The organism is Tabrizicola aquatica (assembly GCF_002900975.1).
GTDB classification, from domain to species: domain Bacteria; phylum Pseudomonadota; class Alphaproteobacteria; order Rhodobacterales; family Rhodobacteraceae; genus Tabrizicola; species Tabrizicola aquatica.
Map to the genome: position 1 here is coordinate 1,457,589 of NZ_PJON01000001.1, position 14,182 is coordinate 1,471,770.

Sequence of the window (14,182 nt, forward strand, 5' to 3'; positions counted from 1 at the left end):
TTGTTGCAGTCCCTTATCAAGCCGGGACTTGGGCAACATAGTCAGGATTTCCAACCGCTTGCCAAGCCTCTTGCCTTGGCGGATTCTGGCATGAGCAAGGAAAGGCCTGCCAATGACCATCCTCATCCGTCCGCTGCTGCCCGGCGACGAAGCCGACTGGCGTCGGCTGTGGACCGACTATCTGACCTTTTATGAAGCAAGCGTCGCCGAACCCGTCTACGCCACCACCTTTGCCCGGCTTCTGGGCGATGATCCGCAGGATTTCAGCGCGCTGATCGCCGAGGTGGACGGCCGGCCCCTGGGTCTGGCGCATTACCTCTTTCACCGGCATTGCTGGCGGATCGAGAATGTCTGCTACCTGCAGGACCTGTTCGTCGCCCCCCAGGCGCGGGGCACTGGACTGGGCCGCGCGTTGATCGAGGCTGTCTATGCCCGGGCCGATGCGGCGGGCTGCCCCTCGGTCTACTGGCTGACGCAAGAGTTCAACAGCCAGGCACGGCAGCTTTATGACCGCATCGCCAAGGTAACCCCGTTCATCCGCTATACACGGGCGTAAGGTGGGCGATATCGCCCACCCTACTCCCGTTGCAGGGATTTGAGGTATTCGGCCAGTTGCACCAGCCGGACCGGGGTCGGCGTCTGGATGCCGTCGCCGCCATCATAGGGCACCAGGTCGCCCTGCAAGAGTGGCCCGAACTCTGGCATCACCGAAGATCCATCGCGCCCCCCGGTATAGCCCCAGATCTTTGCCATCACCTTGGTGCTTGGGAATGTTCCGCCGTTGCGGGCTGCGATCAGGGTCAGGTCGGCAGGCTTGCGGTCCAGGAATGCCGCCCCATCGCCGTCGCCCTTGCCCGACATCCCGTGGCAACTGGCGCAGAAATTGGCAAAATCCTCGGCCCCGGTCGGCTGGTCGGGTTCCATGCACGCAGCCAGCGCCAGGGGCAGGGCCAGAATGATCCATCGCATGTGCTATCCCTCCGTTTCGCCAGCCTGCGCAGCGCGCCGGCCAGCCGCCTTGATCTAGGTCACCCGCCCCGCCGAAAGCCGCACCACCCGGTCCATCCGGGCCGCCAACTCCAGGTTATGCGTGGCAATCAGCGCCGACAGCCCGGTCGAGCGGACGAGGTCCATCAGCACCCCGAACACCTGGTCCGAAGTGGCAGGGTCCAGGTTGCCGGTAGGCTCATCCGCCAGCAAAAGCTTTGGTGCATTGGCCAGCGCCCGGCAGAAGGCCACCCGCTGTTGCTCGCCCCCCGACAGGGCCGCCGGGCGATGGGTGGCGCGCGCACCGACGCCGACCTTCTCCAGAAGCTCGCGCCCCCGCGCCTCGGCCTGCGGCTTCGGCACGCCATTTGCAAGTTGCGGGATCACCACATTCTCCAGCGCCGTGAACTCGGGCAGAAGATGGTGGAACTGGTAGATGAATCCGACCTCGGCCCGCCGCGCCTCGGTTCGGGCGCGGTCGGACAGGTTGCCCATCTCGCGCCCGTCCAGCCGCACGCTGCCGGTATCCGGCACGTCGAGAAGCCCCGCGATATGCAGAAGCGTCGATTTCCCCGCGCCCGAGGGGGCCACCAGTGCCACCACCTCGCCCTTGGCCACGGTCAGCGTCGCCCCGCGCAGGACCAGAACCTCGGACGGCTTGCCCCGGTTATAACCCTTTTCAATCCCCGCAAGCTCCAGCATCGGCTCACTCATAGCGCAACGCCTCGACCGGGTTCATCCGCGCGGCACGCCGCGCCGGGAAGAAGGTGACGACAAACGAAAGCCCCAGAGACAGCGCCACGGCCGACAGCACATCCGCCATCTGCAGCTTGGCCGGCAGGGAGTAGATGCCGCGGATCGACGGGTCCCAGACCTCGGCCCCGTTCAGCCAGTTGATGAAGGACATGATCTGGTCGATGTAGATCGCGCAAAGGCAGCCCAGCGCGACGCCGGCAATGGTGCCGATCACCCCGGTAAACGCCCCGCAGATGAAGAACACCCGCAGCACGCTGCCTTCGGTCAGACCCATGGTCCGCAGGATGCCGATATCGCGGCCCTTGTTCTTCACCAGCATGATCAGGCCCGACACGATGTTCATCGCCGCGATCAACACGAGGACCGACAGGATCACGAACATCACGTTATCCTCGATATCCAGGGCGCGCAGGAACGCACCTGAACTGTCCTTCCAGGTCCAAAGCATCGCCGTCGGCCCCGCCGCCTGCAGGATCGACAGACCATAGTCGTCAATTGCGTCGGGGTTTTCGACCATCACCTCGACCTCGTCGGCCAGGCCTTCCTTGTTGAAGTAGCTTTGCGCCTCGGTGAAGGGCATGTAGATGCGGGTCGTGTCGATGTCATAGCGCCCGGCGGTGAAGATATAGACCACCTCATAGGCATTGACGCGCGGGCTGGTGCCCATCGCCGTCTTGACGCCCCCCGGCGCGATCAGGCGCACCCGGTCGCCGACGGTCACCCCCAACTCGCGCGCCACACCCGACCCCAGGGCGATGCCGTCCGGGAACCGCTCCAACTCGCCAATCGCGTCCGATCCGCGGCCGATCCTGGGGATGGAGGCAAAATCTTCCGGCAGCAGGCCATAGACTTCGGCCCCCGTGGTGTCCTCGCCGTCCGAGACCATCAGCTTGCCGCGGATCAACGGCGCGGCGCGGACCACGCCCGGCACCTCGCGGATCGCGGCGGCCATCGCGTCGGGCTGCGAAAAACCGCGGACCAACTGCCCCTCGGCCCCGACCTCGCCTGCCGAATAGACCGTGACATGGGCGTTGGCGCCCAGGATCGTGTCCACGAACTCGGCCCGGAAACCGGCGCGGACCGCCAGCGTCAGGATCAGCGCAAAGACCGCCAGCGTGATCCCGATCAGGGAAATCCAGGTCATCACGCTGACCCCGCCTTCCGCCCGCCGCGCGCGCAAGTAACGCCAGGCGATCATGAATTCGAAGCCCGAGAAAGGTGCCGTTTTCGCTGCCATTTGCCCCGCCTTTATGCCGCGCGACCTTCGGCGAGTGGGGGGGAAAGGTCAAGCCACGCCACCGCGAGCCGGCTGATCCGCACCGCCCCGGCCCGCGTATCACCTTGGAACCCTGTGGAGGACACGATGCAGCGCAGAACCCTACTTCTCGGCCTGGCCGCCCTGCCCCTGGCCGCCTGCGCCGCCGCGCCCACGCCACCCGCGACCCAAGGCCCGGCGATTGACCTTGTTTCCGCCTTTCGGGGCCGCACCACCGGGCGGGGCCATTTCCGCGTCTGGCTGACCGGCGACGAACGCCGCTTCACCGCGCGGCTGAACGGCACCGTGACCGGCCGCGACGGCGCGCGCACCCTGACCGTGGTCGAGGATTTCCTCTACGATGACGGCCAGAAGGACCGGCTGACCTGGGTTTTCCGCCAACAAGGCCCCGGCCGCTGGACCGGCAAGCGCGAGGATACCGTGGGCGAAGCCACCGTGATCGAGGCCGATGGCCGGATCACCCTGACCTATACCGCCGATTTCCGCTCACCGTCCGGGGTGAACCGGCTGGGGTTCCAGGACATCCTTTATGCCGCGCCCGACGGCACGATCATAAATGACGCCGTGGTCAGCCGCGCGGGGATTCCCGTCGCCTCGGTCCGCTTCGTCATCCGGCGCTGACTTGCCCTTCCCCCGGCCCGCTGGCACTGTCCCCCGCGACAGCCGGAGGGGCCGATGGGCAAGCGTTACGACGACCTGCAACCCGACCAGATCGCCTTCATCGGCGAACAGCACCTGTATTTCGTGGGCACCGCCGCCCCCGAAGGCCGGGTGAACCTGTCGCCGAAGGGGATGGACTCGCTTGCCGTTCTCTCGCCCAGCCGCATCCTGTGGCTGAACCTCACCGGCTCGGGGAACGAGACGGCGGCACATCTGCCGCTTGATCCCCGGATCACGCTGATGTGGTGCAGCTTCACCACCCGGCCCCTGATCCTGCGCGCTTATGGCACCGCCCGTGTGGTCCATCGCGGGGATGCCGACTGGTCCGCCCTTGCCCCGCACCTGCCCGACCAGCCCGGCGCGCGACAGATCGTCGATGTCGCCATCGACCTGGTGCAATCCTCATGCGGGTTTGCCGTCCCCTTCATGAACTTCGTCGAGGACCGCCTCGTTCTGCAAAAATGGGCGACCGACAAGGGACCCGATGGCCTGCGCACTTATTGGGACACCCGCAACCGCCAGTCCATCGACGGCCTGCCGACCGGAATCGAGGCCAACCTGTGACCCCGCTTGACGAACTTTCCGTCCTGTCCGACCTCGCCAAGGCGCAGGAGATGCGGGCCTATCACAAGATCGACCGCCCCTATCTCGGCATAGCCGTTCCGCAGGTCGAAGAACTGACCGACCGCTGGCGCGCCGACCTGTCGCTGGACGACCGGCTGGCGCTGGCGGCGGACCTCTGGCGCACAAACATCCACGAGGCGCGGATTGCCGCCGCGAAACTTCTGACCCAGGCCCGCATCCGCCCCGACGACGCTGCGTGGGATCTGATCGTCACCTGGGTGCCGGACTTCGACGCCTGGGCCATCGCCGACCACGCCAGCATCGCCGGGCAAAAGCGGCTGGTGGCCGATCCATCCCGGCTGGACTGGGTTGAGACCTGGGTGACCAGCCCACACATGTGGACCCGCCGCGCGGCACTGGTGATGACGCTGCCCTGGACCAAGCAGAACTTCCCGAAACCGGACGAGCTTGCGGTGCGCGACCGGGTGCTGGGCTGGTGCGCGACCCTGGCCTCCGACCCGGATTGGTTCATCCAGAAGGCCGTCGCCTGGTGGGTCCGCGACCTGTCAAAGCACGACGCGCCGCGCGCCCGCGCCTTCATGGCGGAACATGGCGAGCGTCTGAAACCCTTTGCCCGGAACGAAGCCGCGCGCCTCCTGACGGGCTAGACCCTCAGCGCGCGTAGACCGTCACCTCGGGCAGGTCGGTCAGCGACAGCCCCAACGCCTGGAACGCCGCCAGCGACAGAAGCGCCCCGCCGCTGCCCGGCCGCAACTCCAGCGTCAGGCTTTTGCCCGCCGAGGTTTCGATCCGGCCCTGAACCAGCTTGTCCACCAGCGTGGTCGAGAGCCAGATCCCCTGCTCGGCCGGCGGGCCAAGCGCCACCACGACCTTGCCCAGCGCCCGTTCGCCCCCGGCGGCCGGCGCGGCAAGAGCGGCGGCCTTCTCCTCGGCCGTGGTGCTGTCCAGCGCATCCGCACTGACAGCCTGCGCCCCCAGCGCCGTCGTGGTCACAGCCGGCGCAAACTCGGTTGCCGGTTGCGGGGCCGAAGGCCCGGTCACCGGGCCATTGCCCTCGCCCTGCAACGCGGCGCAGCCGGCAAGGCCAAGGACAAGAAGCGAAATCAGCGGAATATGTCTCATGCCGTCAGACTAGCCCGCCGCTGCCGGCCCCGCAATCGCCGCTTTCCGGCTTGTGCGGGGGGCCGCCCACCCCTACCTTCCAATCATGCAGCCGCTTGTCGATCCCTTTGCCCGCGCAATCAGCTACCTGCGCGTCTCGGTCACCGACCGCTGCGATTTCCGCTGCACCTATTGCATGTCGGAACACATGACATTCCTGCCCAAAGCCGACCTTCTGTCGCTTGAGGAACTGGATCGCCTCTGCTCCACCTTCGTCCGCATGGGCGTGCAGAAGCTGCGGATCACCGGGGGCGAACCTCTTGTCCGCAAGGGCATCCTGACCTTCTTCGAAGCCATCGGCCGGCATCTGCAAAGCGGCGCGCTGAAGGAACTGACCCTGACGACGAACGGCAGCCAGCTGGCGAAGTTCGCCCAACCCTTGGCCGACCTCGGCGTCCGCCGGGTGAACGTGTCGCTGGACACCCTGGACCCCGACAAGTTCGCGCAGATCACCCGCTGGGGCCGCCTGCCCCAGGTGCTGGAGGGGATCGCGGCCGCCCGCGCCGCCGGCTTGCGCGTCAAGATCAACGCCGTCGCGCTGAAAGGCTTCAACGAGGACGAGGTTTTCCCCCTCCTCGACTGGTGCGCCATCGAAGGCCACGACCTTACCTTCATCGAGGTCATGCCGATGGGCGAGGATATGACCGCGCTGCGCCTGGATCAGTACTGGCCGCTGAAGGACCTTCGCGCCCGCCTCGCCGAACGCCTGACCCTCACCGACCTGACCGAACGCACCGGCGGCCCGGCCCGGTATGTGCGCATCGAGGAGACCGGCCAGAAGGTCGGCTTCATCACGCCGCTGACCCACAATTTCTGCGAGAGCTGCAACCGCGTGCGGCTGACCTGCACCGGGCAACTCTACATGTGCCTCGGGCAAGAGGACATGGCCGACCTGCGCGCCCCCTTGCGCGCAAGCCCGGACGACGCAGTGGTCGAACAGGCGATCCGCGCCGCCATCGCGCGCAAGCCCAAGGGCCATGACTTCGACTACAGCCGTCAGAAAGTCGCCGGTCAGATCACCCGCCACATGAGCCACACCGGCGGCTGATGACCCAAATTCCCTGAGTCAGGAATTTGCCCCGGCCCGACCGGCACGCCTTATTTCGTCAGGATCAACTTGCCCGCCCGCGTGATGCGAAGGGAATAGACCTGTCCGTCCAGCACGATCCGCGCCAGTGAACCGCCCTCGGTCAAGGCGCGCGCGTCATGGACAGGGGTCGCGTCCGTGGTCAGCCAGGGCTCGACATGGGCGTTCATCGCGTGCCCTCCAGTCGCGCGATCAGCGCCTCCAGCATCGCGCTGGGGAACAGCCCCGCAGCGCCCGACAGCAGTTCTACAATATCGCCCCGCAAGGCGTGACGTTCGGGCATGATGACCTCTTGATGATCGACACACCGGGCGGACCCGAACCGGGCTGGCTAGGCTTCTGAAATTATCCTTACTAAAACACTCAACCATGTCAACGCATATTCCGCTGGCCCCCCACGCCGCAACCGCTATCCTGCCGGGCGAGACGCAAGATGACCCAAGACCCCGCCGGCAGCCTTCTGTCCCTTCCCCCACCGCAAGTGCCCGTGCCGGCGCTTGCCGCCCTTGTCGCCGCGCATTGGGGCCTGACCGGCACGCTGCATCCGCTGACCTCCGAGCGGGACCAGAACCACCGGCTGGAAACCGACGCAGGCAGTTTCACGCTGAAGCTGGCCAACCCGGCCGAACCCGTTGCGCTGACCGAATTCCAGACCGCCGCCCTTATCCACGTTTCAGCCGCCGCGCCCGCGCTTCCCGTTCCCCGCGTTATCTCTGCGCTGGACGGTCGCAACGTGATCCCCACGCCTGACGGCGCACTGCGGCTTCTGGGCTGGCTTCCCGGGACGCCACTGGCCCACTTGCCCCGCAGTCCGGCGCTGGCGCAGGCCATTGGCACGGCGCTTGGCCAGATCGACGCGGCCCTGGCCGGGTTCACACACCCCGCCGCCGACCATCACCTGCTGTGGGACATCCGCAACGCGCTGGACCTGGAACCCCTGCTGCCGGCGCTGCCTGATGCCCTGCGCCCTCGCATCACGGCTTTCCTGGACCACTTCCGGGACCAGACCGCCCCTCTGCTGGCGCAGCTTCCCCGCCAGGTAATCCACGGCGATTTCAACCCGCACAACCTGCTTGGCGACCCTGACGAGCCCACCCGCCTGACCGGGATTCTCGACTTCGGTGACATGACACTAAGCCACAGGATCTGCGATCTGGCCGTCGCCGCCTCCTACCTGATTGCGCCGTCAGAGCCTGCGTCCCTCCTGATCCCGCTTGTCATCGCCTACCATCGGGCCAACCCCCTGACCCCGGCCGAAGTCGCCCTTCTGCCCGATCTGATCACGGCCCGCCTCGCCACGACCCTCACGATCTCGGCCTGGCGCGCGGCCCGCTATCCCGAGAACGCAACCTACATCCTGCGGAACGCCCCAACCTCACGCGCGGGACTTGCCGCCCTGCCCGACCCTGCCGCCCTTGCGACGATCCTGCTGAACGCCTGCGAAAGCCCTGTGCCATGACCCGACAGACCACCATGCTGAACGCCTACACCCCCGGCGCGGGCCATCTGTCCCCAGCGGATGAGGCTCTTGCCCAGCGCCGCGCCAAGGCGCTTGGCCCGGCCTACCGACTGTTTTACGAAACCCCGGTCCACCTGGTCCGGGGCGAGGGCACCCGCCTTTACGACCCGCAAGGCAATGCCTATCTCGACTGCTACAACAACGTGGCTTCGGTCGGGCATTGTCACCCCCGCGTCGTGCAGGCGCTGGCGGCGCAGGCCGCGACCCTGGCCACCCACACCCGCTATCTGCACGTCGGCATCCTTGACTATGCGACGCGCCTTCTGGCCCTTTTCCCGCCTGAACTGGCCCACGTCATGTTCACCTGCACCGGGTCCGAGGCGAATGACCTGGCCCTGCGCATCGCCCGCGCCGCGACCGGGGGGACCGGGGTCATCGTCACCGACAACGCCTATCACGGCGTGACGCTGGCCACGGCCGAGATGTCGATGTCGATCGGCCCCACCGTCGCCCCCGGCCCCTCGGTCTTTCCGATCCCCGCACCCAGCGCGCAGAACTATCCCGACGGCATCGCCGCAGGCTTCGCCGCCGCCGTCAGCGAAGCCTGTGACCGGATGCAGGCGCAAGGCACCAAACCCGCCCTTCTGATCGTCGACACGATCTTCTCCTCGGACGGCGTCTACCCCGACCCACAGGGCTTCCTTGCCCCCGCCGCAGCCGCGATCCGCGCGCGAGGTGGCCTCTTCCTTGCGGATGAGGTGCAACCGGGTTTCGGCCGCACCGGCGGCCAGTTCTGGGGCTTTCAGCGCCACGGCATCCTCCCCGACATGGTCAGCATGGGCAAGCCGATGGGCAACGGCTATCCGCTGGCCGGTCTGGTCCTGAAGCCCGAGACCATCGCCGAGTTCGGCGCGAAGGCGCGGTATTTCAACACCTTCGGCGGCAATGCCGTGGCCGCGGCCGTGGGTCTTGCCGTGCTGGACGTGATCCGGGACGAGGGCTTGCAGCAGAACGCCGCGACCGTGGGCCAGGCCTTTGCGGACGGGCTGCGCAGCCTGGCCCAGCGGCATGAAACCCTGGGCGAGACCCGCGCCGCCGGCCTTTTCATCGGCCAGACCATCCTGACCGACGGCCAGCCCGACCCCGCCCGCACCGCCCGGTTGGTGAACGCGCTTCGCGACGCGCGCATCCTGATCAGTTCCACCGGCCCACGTGGCGACAGCCTGAAGATCCGACCGCCGCTGCCCTTCTCGCTGGCCGACGTGGACCAGGTGCTGACCACGCTCGACCGTATCCTGCCGGGGGTCTAAAGCCCCGCCAGCAGCACCCGGCACAGGTCCGACCCGGCATCCTCCAGCCCGTCGATCACGTCGAAATGGTGCCGTCCGGGGCTGGTGGTCCAAGGGCAGGACCATTCCTCGGCCAAGACCCGCGCCTGCCACAGAAAGGCTGGCCGCTCCTCCGCCCCGACCCAGACATGGGCCGAGACCCCCGGCCGCAAGCCCATCCGCGCCGGGCTTTCCGCCGCAGTCTCCTCGGCGTCGATCCGCAGCGTCGCGTTCATCCCGGTCGCCATCAGCGGCCCCAGTTCCGCCAACGGAGAAATCGGCACCACCCGCGCCACCGGCACGTCAAGGTCCGCGCAGCCCATCCGCGCCGCCAGATGCCCCCCGGCGGAATGACCCGTCACCACCATTGGCCCCGCCACCCGGCCCGCGACGAACCGGCAGGCCCGGGCAATCTCGGCCGTGATCTCGGACAAGCGGGCGGCGGGGGCCAGCGTATACCCCGGCATCGCCACCGCGAACCCATGCGCCAAGGGACCGGCCGCCAGATGCGACCAGTCGGACTTTCCGAACAGATGCCAATAGCCGCCATGGACAAAGACCACGACCCCGCGCGGCACGCCTTCCGGCAGGAACAGGTCCAGCCGCTGCCGCTCAACCGGGCCGTAGGCAAGGTCCACCTCCGCCCGCGCCCCAAGCGCCGCCCGAAACGCCGCCGCCTTCGCCGCCCAGCGCCCCGGATAGTCTGCCGCCCCCGGAATGAAGGCCCCGTTGGCATAGTCGCGGTCGGGATCGGGCCAGGCGTACCCCGGCCGGCTCATGCGCCACCCCAGCGATGAGGGCCAGAGGCCCCGAAAAGCGGCCCCATCACATCACCGCCCCGATCTGCCACGGCACGAATTCGGCCCCACCAAAGCCCAACTCCTCGGACAGGGTCTGCTGACCGCTCGCCACCGCGATGATCTTTTCCAGGATCTCCTCGCCCTTTGTCTCGATGCTGACCCCGTCCAGGATATCGCCGCAGTTGATATCCATGTCCTCTTTCATCCGGGCATACATTTCCGAGTTCGTCGCCAGCTTGATGCAAGGGCTGGGCTTGTAGCCCGAAACCGAGCCGCGGCCGGTGGTAAAGACGATCATCGTCGCCCCGCTGGCAATCTGGCCGGTGACGGAACAGGGATCATAGCCGGGGCTGTCCATGTAGGTGAAGCCGTGGGTCGTGATCGGCTCGGCGAATTTGTAGACCCCCGCCAGCGGCGCCGTGCCTCCCTTCGCCACTGCGCCCAGCGACTTTTCCAGGATCGTGGTCAGCCCGCCCCGCTTGTTGCCGGGGCTGGGGTTGTTGTCCATCTCGCCCTCGTTGCGGGCGGTGTAATCCTCCCACCAGCGGATGCGCTCCAACAGCGTTTCGCCCACCTCGCGGCTGACCGCGCGGCGGGTCAGAAGGTGTTCGGCCCCATAGATTTCCGGGGTCTCGGACAGGATCGTCGTCCCGCCCATCCGCACCAGCAGGTCGCTGGCATGGCCCAGCGCCGGATTGGCCGTAATGCCGGAATAGCCGTCCGACCCGCCGCATTGCAGCCCGATCATCAGCTTCGACACCGGCGCGGGCTGGCGGGTGACGTGGCCCGCGACCTCGGCCATCTCGCGCAGCACGGTCAGCGCGCGCTCGATGGTGGCGCGGGTGCCGCCCTCGCCCTGGATCGTCATGTAGCGGAAGTTGCCGTCCGGCCGCAGCCGGCCCTGGCCCACCAGATCGGGAACCTGCATCACCTCGCATCCCAGGCCAACCAGCAGGATACCCCCGAAATTCGGGTTCCGCGCATAGCCCTTCAACGTCCGCATCAGGGTCTGATAGCCCTCGTTCGTGCCGGACATGCCGCAGCCGGTCTGGTGAACGATGGGCACGATCCCGTCGATGTTCGCCGCCGCCAGCACCGGGTCCTTCTCGGCCGCCTCCGCGATAAAGCGGGCCACCGACCCCGAGCAGTTGACGGAGGTCAGAATCCCCAGATAGTTCCGTGTGCCCACCGTCCCATCCGGGCGGTGATAGCCCTGGAAGGTCCGGGGCTCCAAAGGCGGCAGCGGCCGGCACTCGGACCCGATGGCATAATCGCTGGAATGCGGCCCCATGCCCAGATTGTGGCTGTGGACATGGGCACCGGCCGGAATATCCTCGGTCGCCTGGCCGATGATCTGGCCATAGCGCACCACCTGCTCGCCCTTCGCAATCGCCCGGACCGCAATCTTGTGGCCGCGCGGCACCGGCCCCGGCAGCGGCACCGCCAGCCCCTCCGGTTGCGCGCCTGCCGCCTGATCCTTCAGCGCCACCACCACACTGTCCGACCCGTGCAGCCGGATCACCCCCTCCGCCATGGCAGCCCCTTCCTTGACACCGCGTTGCAGTCGCCTAACATGTTAGCATGTTACAACCACCCGTGCCCGCCGAACAAGACCCATCCGCCGCCGACCGTCTGCGGCCGCTATCCGCCTTTTCCGGCTCGCTCGGCCAGCGGGTCTACCAGACCCTGCGCCACGCGATCCTGTCCCTCGCCTACCGCCCGGGAGAGATCCTGCGCAAGCCAGACATCTGCGAGGCGCTGGGGGTCAGCCGCAGCCCGGTGGCCGACGCGGTCGCGCGCCTTCAGGCCGAGGGGCTGGTCGATGTGATCCCCCAGGCCGGCACCTTCGTCGCGCGGTTTTCCATGCAGGAGATCCGCGAAGGCGCCTTCCTGCGCGAGGCGATCGAGGTCGCCGCCATCGAGCGGGTCGCGGAACAGATCACCGACGACCAGCTTCAACTCCTGCGCCGGAACCTGACGGTGCAGGCCGCGCTTGCCGCCGATGGCGACGCGCCTGGTTTCTATGCCCTGGATGCCGCCATGCACGAGTTGCTCTTGTCCTTCACCGGCTTTCCGAAACTCGCCCAGGTGGCCGAGACCGCCTGGCTGCACGTCAACCGCGCCCGCCAGCTGATCCTGCCGGTCCCCGGCCGGGTCCCGGCGACCCTGGCCGAACATCAGGCGATCCTCTCCGCGCTGGAGGCCCGCAATCCCGCCGCCGCCCGGGCCGCCGTGCAGCACCATCTGCGCCAGCTGGTCACCTATCTGGAACCGCTGGAGCGGGACCGCCCCGACCTTTTCAACCCGGCCAAATCCCTGGCCTAGTCCAGAACCACCCGCGCCATGCGGCCATCCACGACCGTTCCAGCCTTTGCCCTTGGCCAACGTGCATCCCGAAGTACGACCTTCGTGATGGCCGCGCTGCAACTGGCGCACTGCTGCTTTCTCGCGCCCTCTTGCCTAAATTCTAGCGCCGCCTACAATCTGCAGCCGCATCATGCGCAACCGCTTGATATCAATGTTCCGACCTGCCGAAAGGCACGCCACCCCAGTCCCGAATGCGCATGCCGTCTAGACCCGTGATTCTCTGCGCAGGCTCGCTGCACCACGACGTGATCGTCGATGCGCCGGCCCTGCCCGTCCCCCATCAGACCCTCGCCGGGCACTCTGTCCGTACTGCCTTTGGCGGCAAGGGCGGCAACCAAGCCGCCGCCGCCGCCCGCGCCGGGGCCGAGGTGCACATGGCCGGCGCCGTCGGCTCGGACCACCACGCCATCATCCTGCGCAACGCGCTGGAGGATGCGGGCGTCCGGCGCGCCGCCGTGCAGACCCATCCCGGCCCGTCGGGCATGTCGGTGGCGATCAGCCTGCCCGACGGCAATTACGGCGCGGTGATCGTCTCGGGTGCGAACCTGCTTCTGCGCGCCGAATCAGTCAGCTTTCCGCGCGACTGCCGCGTCCTGCTGCTGCAAAGCGAACTCCCCGAGGAGGCGAACCTGCACCTTGCCCGCCGCGCGCGCGAGGCGGGGGTGCGCACCGTCCTGAACGCTGCACCAGCCCGCAACGTGGATAAGACGCTTCTGGCACTGACCGACCTTCTGGTCGTCAACCGCAGCGAAGCCGCCAATTTGCTTGGCAGGCCCGAGGGCGACCTGGACACCCTGCGCGCCGCAGAGGATCTGGCCAGCCATGGCCCGGCTTCGGTCATCGTGACATTGGGCGGTGACGGCCTGGTCGTCGCGCATTCCGGCGGGGTAAAGCGGCAGGCGGCCAAGCCGGTCCCGGTGATCTCGACCCAGGGCGCGGGCGATGCGTTTGTGGGGGCGCTTGCGGCGGAATGGGGCCGGGGGGCTGCACCGGACGAGGCGGCTGCCTTCGGCCAGGCGGCGGCTGCGCTGCATGTCAGCCTGTCACCCGAACAGCGCCACCAGATCGACGAACAGGCGATTCGGGCCCGGCTTTAGGTCCGGCGGTTCAGGGCGCAGCCGACCTTTGCACCCGACGCGGAAAAGGTGCATCTCTACGGCAAGGCCCCGAGCGTGCGCCCCGGGCAAGCGGCGAAGCGGGGGTTTCACACCCCCGCACCCCCGTGGGATATTTGTGGACAGAAAATGCTGGGGAGGGCCTGACATGCTCAAGGGGATCGACAACCGGCTGAACGCCGAGGTGCTGGGCTGTCTGCGGGCCATGGGCCACGGCGACGTGCTGATCATCGCCGACACCAATTTTCCCGCCGATCAGGTGGCGCGGGCCACCGTCGCGGGCAAGCTTCTGACCATGGAGAATCTGACCGCCGCCGAAGCGGTGGGTGCGATCCTGTCGGTCCTGCCGCTGGACACCTTCGTCGAGGACTTCGCCGGCCGGATGGAAGTGGTGGGCGCCCCGGACGAGATCCCTCCGGTCCAGCAAGAGGTGCAGGCCCAGGTCGACCGGGCCGAAGGCCGCCCGCGCAAGATGGTCAGCATCGAACGCTTCGCCTTCTATGATCTGGCCCGCCAGTCCTATGCCGTGATCCAGACCGGAGAGCGCCGGTTCTATGGCTGCTTCATGTTGCGCAAGGGCGTGATCCCACCGGAGGGCTGA

17 protein-coding genes are annotated in these 14,182 nt (G+C 67.6%); 10 read left to right on the forward strand and 7 right to left on the reverse strand.

Annotated elements, in window-relative coordinates; all coding sequences use genetic code 11:
- Nucleotides 1–112: 112 nt before the first annotated feature.
- Nucleotides 113–556: a GNAT family N-acetyltransferase gene (locus tag CXR42_RS07145; protein WP_103256728.1), complete on the forward strand. Its 444-nt coding sequence runs from the start codon at nt 113–115 to the stop codon at nt 554–556.
- 20 nt (nt 557–576) lie between these two features.
- On the opposite strand, the gene CXR42_RS07150 is transcribed toward CXR42_RS07145, so the two are convergent.
- Genes CXR42_RS07150 through CXR42_RS07160 form a run of 3 tightly spaced genes read right to left on the reverse strand, consistent with a single transcriptional unit; the run spans nt 577 to nt 2,980 of the window.
- Nucleotides 577–969, reverse strand: a complete 393-nt coding sequence (locus CXR42_RS07150; RefSeq protein WP_103256729.1) for a c-type cytochrome — start codon at nt 967–969, stop codon at nt 577–579.
- A 54-nt stretch (nt 970–1,023) separates the two neighbouring features.
- Nucleotides 1,024–1,701, reverse strand: a complete 678-nt coding sequence (locus CXR42_RS07155; protein ID WP_103256730.1) for an ABC transporter ATP-binding protein — start codon at nt 1,699–1,701, stop codon at nt 1,024–1,026.
- The gene (locus tag CXR42_RS07160; protein WP_103256731.1) at nt 1,694–2,980 is read right to left on the reverse strand and encodes a lipoprotein-releasing ABC transporter permease subunit; all 1,287 of its coding nucleotides are present in this window, start codon (nt 2,978–2,980) and stop codon (nt 1,694–1,696) included. Before CXR42_RS07160 ends, CXR42_RS07155 begins: the two co-directional genes overlap by 8 nt.
- Before the next feature lie 126 nt (nt 2,981–3,106).
- Between CXR42_RS07160 and CXR42_RS07165 the strand changes: the two genes are divergently transcribed.
- From CXR42_RS07165 to CXR42_RS07175, 3 genes are read left to right on the forward strand one after another with little or no spacing between them, the layout of a single operon-like run.
- Complete coding sequence (locus CXR42_RS07165) at nt 3,107–3,640, forward strand: DUF3833 family protein (RefSeq protein WP_103256732.1); 534 nt, start codon at nt 3,107–3,109, stop codon at nt 3,638–3,640.
- A 54-nt stretch (nt 3,641–3,694) separates the two neighbouring features.
- A complete protein-coding gene (locus CXR42_RS07170; protein WP_103256733.1) occupies nt 3,695–4,243 on the forward strand; it encodes a pyridoxamine 5'-phosphate oxidase family protein in 549 nt (182 codons plus the stop codon).
- Nucleotides 4,240–4,911, forward strand: coding sequence for a DNA alkylation repair protein (locus CXR42_RS07175; RefSeq protein WP_281256717.1), 672 nt, complete (start codon nt 4,240–4,242; stop codon nt 4,909–4,911). Before CXR42_RS07170 ends, CXR42_RS07175 begins: the two co-directional genes overlap by 4 nt.
- Nucleotides 4,912–4,915: 4 nt before the next feature.
- Here CXR42_RS07175 and CXR42_RS07180 read toward each other — a convergent pair whose 3' ends face one another.
- Nucleotides 4,916–5,386 carry a D-galactarate dehydratase gene (locus CXR42_RS07180; RefSeq protein ID WP_103256735.1) on the reverse strand — a complete coding sequence of 157 codons (471 nt, stop codon included), beginning with the start codon at nt 5,384–5,386 and terminating at the stop codon, nt 4,916–4,918.
- 85 nt (nt 5,387–5,471) lie between these two features.
- Here CXR42_RS07180 and moaA point away from each other — a divergent pair, with 85 nt between their 5' ends.
- Nucleotides 5,472–6,473 carry a GTP 3',8-cyclase MoaA gene (moaA, locus tag CXR42_RS07185; protein WP_103256736.1) on the forward strand — a complete coding sequence of 334 codons (1,002 nt, stop codon included), beginning with the start codon at nt 5,472–5,474 and terminating at the stop codon, nt 6,471–6,473.
- Between the two features lie 50 nt (nt 6,474–6,523).
- Here the strand turns inward: moaA and hemP are convergent, their stop codons facing one another.
- Nucleotides 6,524–6,682, reverse strand: a complete 159-nt coding sequence (gene hemP, locus CXR42_RS07190) for a hemin uptake protein HemP (RefSeq protein ID WP_103256737.1) — start codon at nt 6,680–6,682, stop codon at nt 6,524–6,526.
- Between the two features lie 263 nt (nt 6,683–6,945).
- Between hemP and CXR42_RS07195 the strand changes: the two genes are divergently transcribed.
- Nucleotides 6,946–7,971 carry a phosphotransferase gene (locus CXR42_RS07195; RefSeq protein ID WP_103256738.1) on the forward strand — a complete coding sequence of 342 codons (1,026 nt, stop codon included), beginning with the start codon at nt 6,946–6,948 and terminating at the stop codon, nt 7,969–7,971.
- Nucleotides 7,968–9,281, forward strand: a complete 1,314-nt coding sequence (locus CXR42_RS07200; RefSeq protein WP_103256739.1) for an aspartate aminotransferase family protein — start codon at nt 7,968–7,970, stop codon at nt 9,279–9,281. The genes CXR42_RS07195 and CXR42_RS07200 overlap by 4 nt, the downstream gene beginning before the upstream one ends.
- Here the strand turns inward: CXR42_RS07200 and CXR42_RS07205 are convergent.
- The gene (locus tag CXR42_RS07205; protein ID WP_103256740.1) at nt 9,278–10,078 is read right to left on the reverse strand and encodes an alpha/beta hydrolase; all 801 of its coding nucleotides are present in this window, start codon (nt 10,076–10,078) and stop codon (nt 9,278–9,280) included. The genes CXR42_RS07200 and CXR42_RS07205 overlap by 4 nt on opposite strands.
- A 46-nt stretch (nt 10,079–10,124) precedes the next feature.
- Complete coding sequence (locus tag CXR42_RS07210) at nt 10,125–11,633, reverse strand: UxaA family hydrolase (RefSeq protein ID WP_103256741.1); 1,509 nt, start codon at nt 11,631–11,633, stop codon at nt 10,125–10,127.
- A gap of 47 nt (nt 11,634–11,680) precedes the next feature.
- Here CXR42_RS07210 and CXR42_RS07215 point away from each other — a divergent pair, with 47 nt between their 5' ends.
- From CXR42_RS07215 to CXR42_RS07225, 3 genes are all read left to right on the forward strand, one after another.
- Nucleotides 11,681–12,424: a GntR family transcriptional regulator gene (locus CXR42_RS07215; protein WP_103256742.1), complete on the forward strand. Its 744-nt coding sequence runs from the start codon at nt 11,681–11,683 to the stop codon at nt 12,422–12,424.
- A 239-nt stretch (nt 12,425–12,663) separates the two neighbouring features.
- Nucleotides 12,664–13,563, forward strand: a complete 900-nt coding sequence (locus tag CXR42_RS07220) for a PfkB family carbohydrate kinase (RefSeq protein WP_180995984.1) — start codon at nt 12,664–12,666, stop codon at nt 13,561–13,563.
- 166 nt (nt 13,564–13,729) lie between these two features.
- The gene (locus tag CXR42_RS07225) at nt 13,730–14,182 is read left to right on the forward strand and encodes an RbsD/FucU family protein (protein ID WP_103256744.1); all 453 of its coding nucleotides are present in this window, start codon (nt 13,730–13,732) and stop codon (nt 14,180–14,182) included.

Excerpts from the sequence above, each read along its gene's own strand:
- CXR42_RS07145 (WP_103256728.1), top strand. The coding sequence starts at position 113 with ATGACCATCCTCATCCGTCCGCTGCTGCCCGGCGACGAAGCCGACTGG.
- CXR42_RS07150 (WP_103256729.1), bottom strand. The coding sequence starts at position 969 with ATGCGATGGATCATTCTGGCCCTGCCCCTGGCGCTGGCTGCGTGCATG.
- CXR42_RS07155 (WP_103256730.1), bottom strand. The coding sequence starts at position 1,701 with ATGAGTGAGCCGATGCTGGAGCTTGCGGGGATTGAAAAGGGTTATAAC.
- CXR42_RS07160 (WP_103256731.1), bottom strand. The coding sequence starts at position 2,980 with ATGGCAGCGAAAACGGCACCTTTCTCGGGCTTCGAATTCATGATCGCC.
- CXR42_RS07165 (WP_103256732.1), top strand. The coding sequence starts at position 3,107 with ATGCAGCGCAGAACCCTACTTCTCGGCCTGGCCGCCCTGCCCCTGGCC.
- CXR42_RS07170 (WP_103256733.1), top strand. The coding sequence starts at position 3,695 with ATGGGCAAGCGTTACGACGACCTGCAACCCGACCAGATCGCCTTCATC.
- CXR42_RS07180 (WP_103256735.1), bottom strand. The coding sequence starts at position 5,386 with ATGAGACATATTCCGCTGATTTCGCTTCTTGTCCTTGGCCTTGCCGGC.
- moaA (WP_103256736.1), top strand. The coding sequence starts at position 5,472 with ATGCAGCCGCTTGTCGATCCCTTTGCCCGCGCAATCAGCTACCTGCGC.
- hemP (WP_103256737.1), bottom strand. The coding sequence starts at position 6,682 with ATGAACGCCCATGTCGAGCCCTGGCTGACCACGGACGCGACCCCTGTC.
- CXR42_RS07195 (WP_103256738.1), top strand. The coding sequence starts at position 6,946 with ATGACCCAAGACCCCGCCGGCAGCCTTCTGTCCCTTCCCCCACCGCAA.
- CXR42_RS07200 (WP_103256739.1), top strand. The coding sequence starts at position 7,968 with ATGACCCGACAGACCACCATGCTGAACGCCTACACCCCCGGCGCGGGC.
- CXR42_RS07205 (WP_103256740.1), bottom strand. The coding sequence starts at position 10,078 with ATGAGCCGGCCGGGGTACGCCTGGCCCGATCCCGACCGCGACTATGCC.
- CXR42_RS07210 (WP_103256741.1), bottom strand. The coding sequence starts at position 11,633 with ATGGCGGAGGGGGTGATCCGGCTGCACGGGTCGGACAGTGTGGTGGTG.
- CXR42_RS07215 (WP_103256742.1), top strand. The coding sequence starts at position 11,681 with ATGTTACAACCACCCGTGCCCGCCGAACAAGACCCATCCGCCGCCGAC.
- CXR42_RS07220 (WP_180995984.1), top strand. The coding sequence starts at position 12,664 with ATGCCGTCTAGACCCGTGATTCTCTGCGCAGGCTCGCTGCACCACGAC.
- CXR42_RS07225 (WP_103256744.1), top strand. The coding sequence starts at position 13,730 with ATGCTCAAGGGGATCGACAACCGGCTGAACGCCGAGGTGCTGGGCTGT.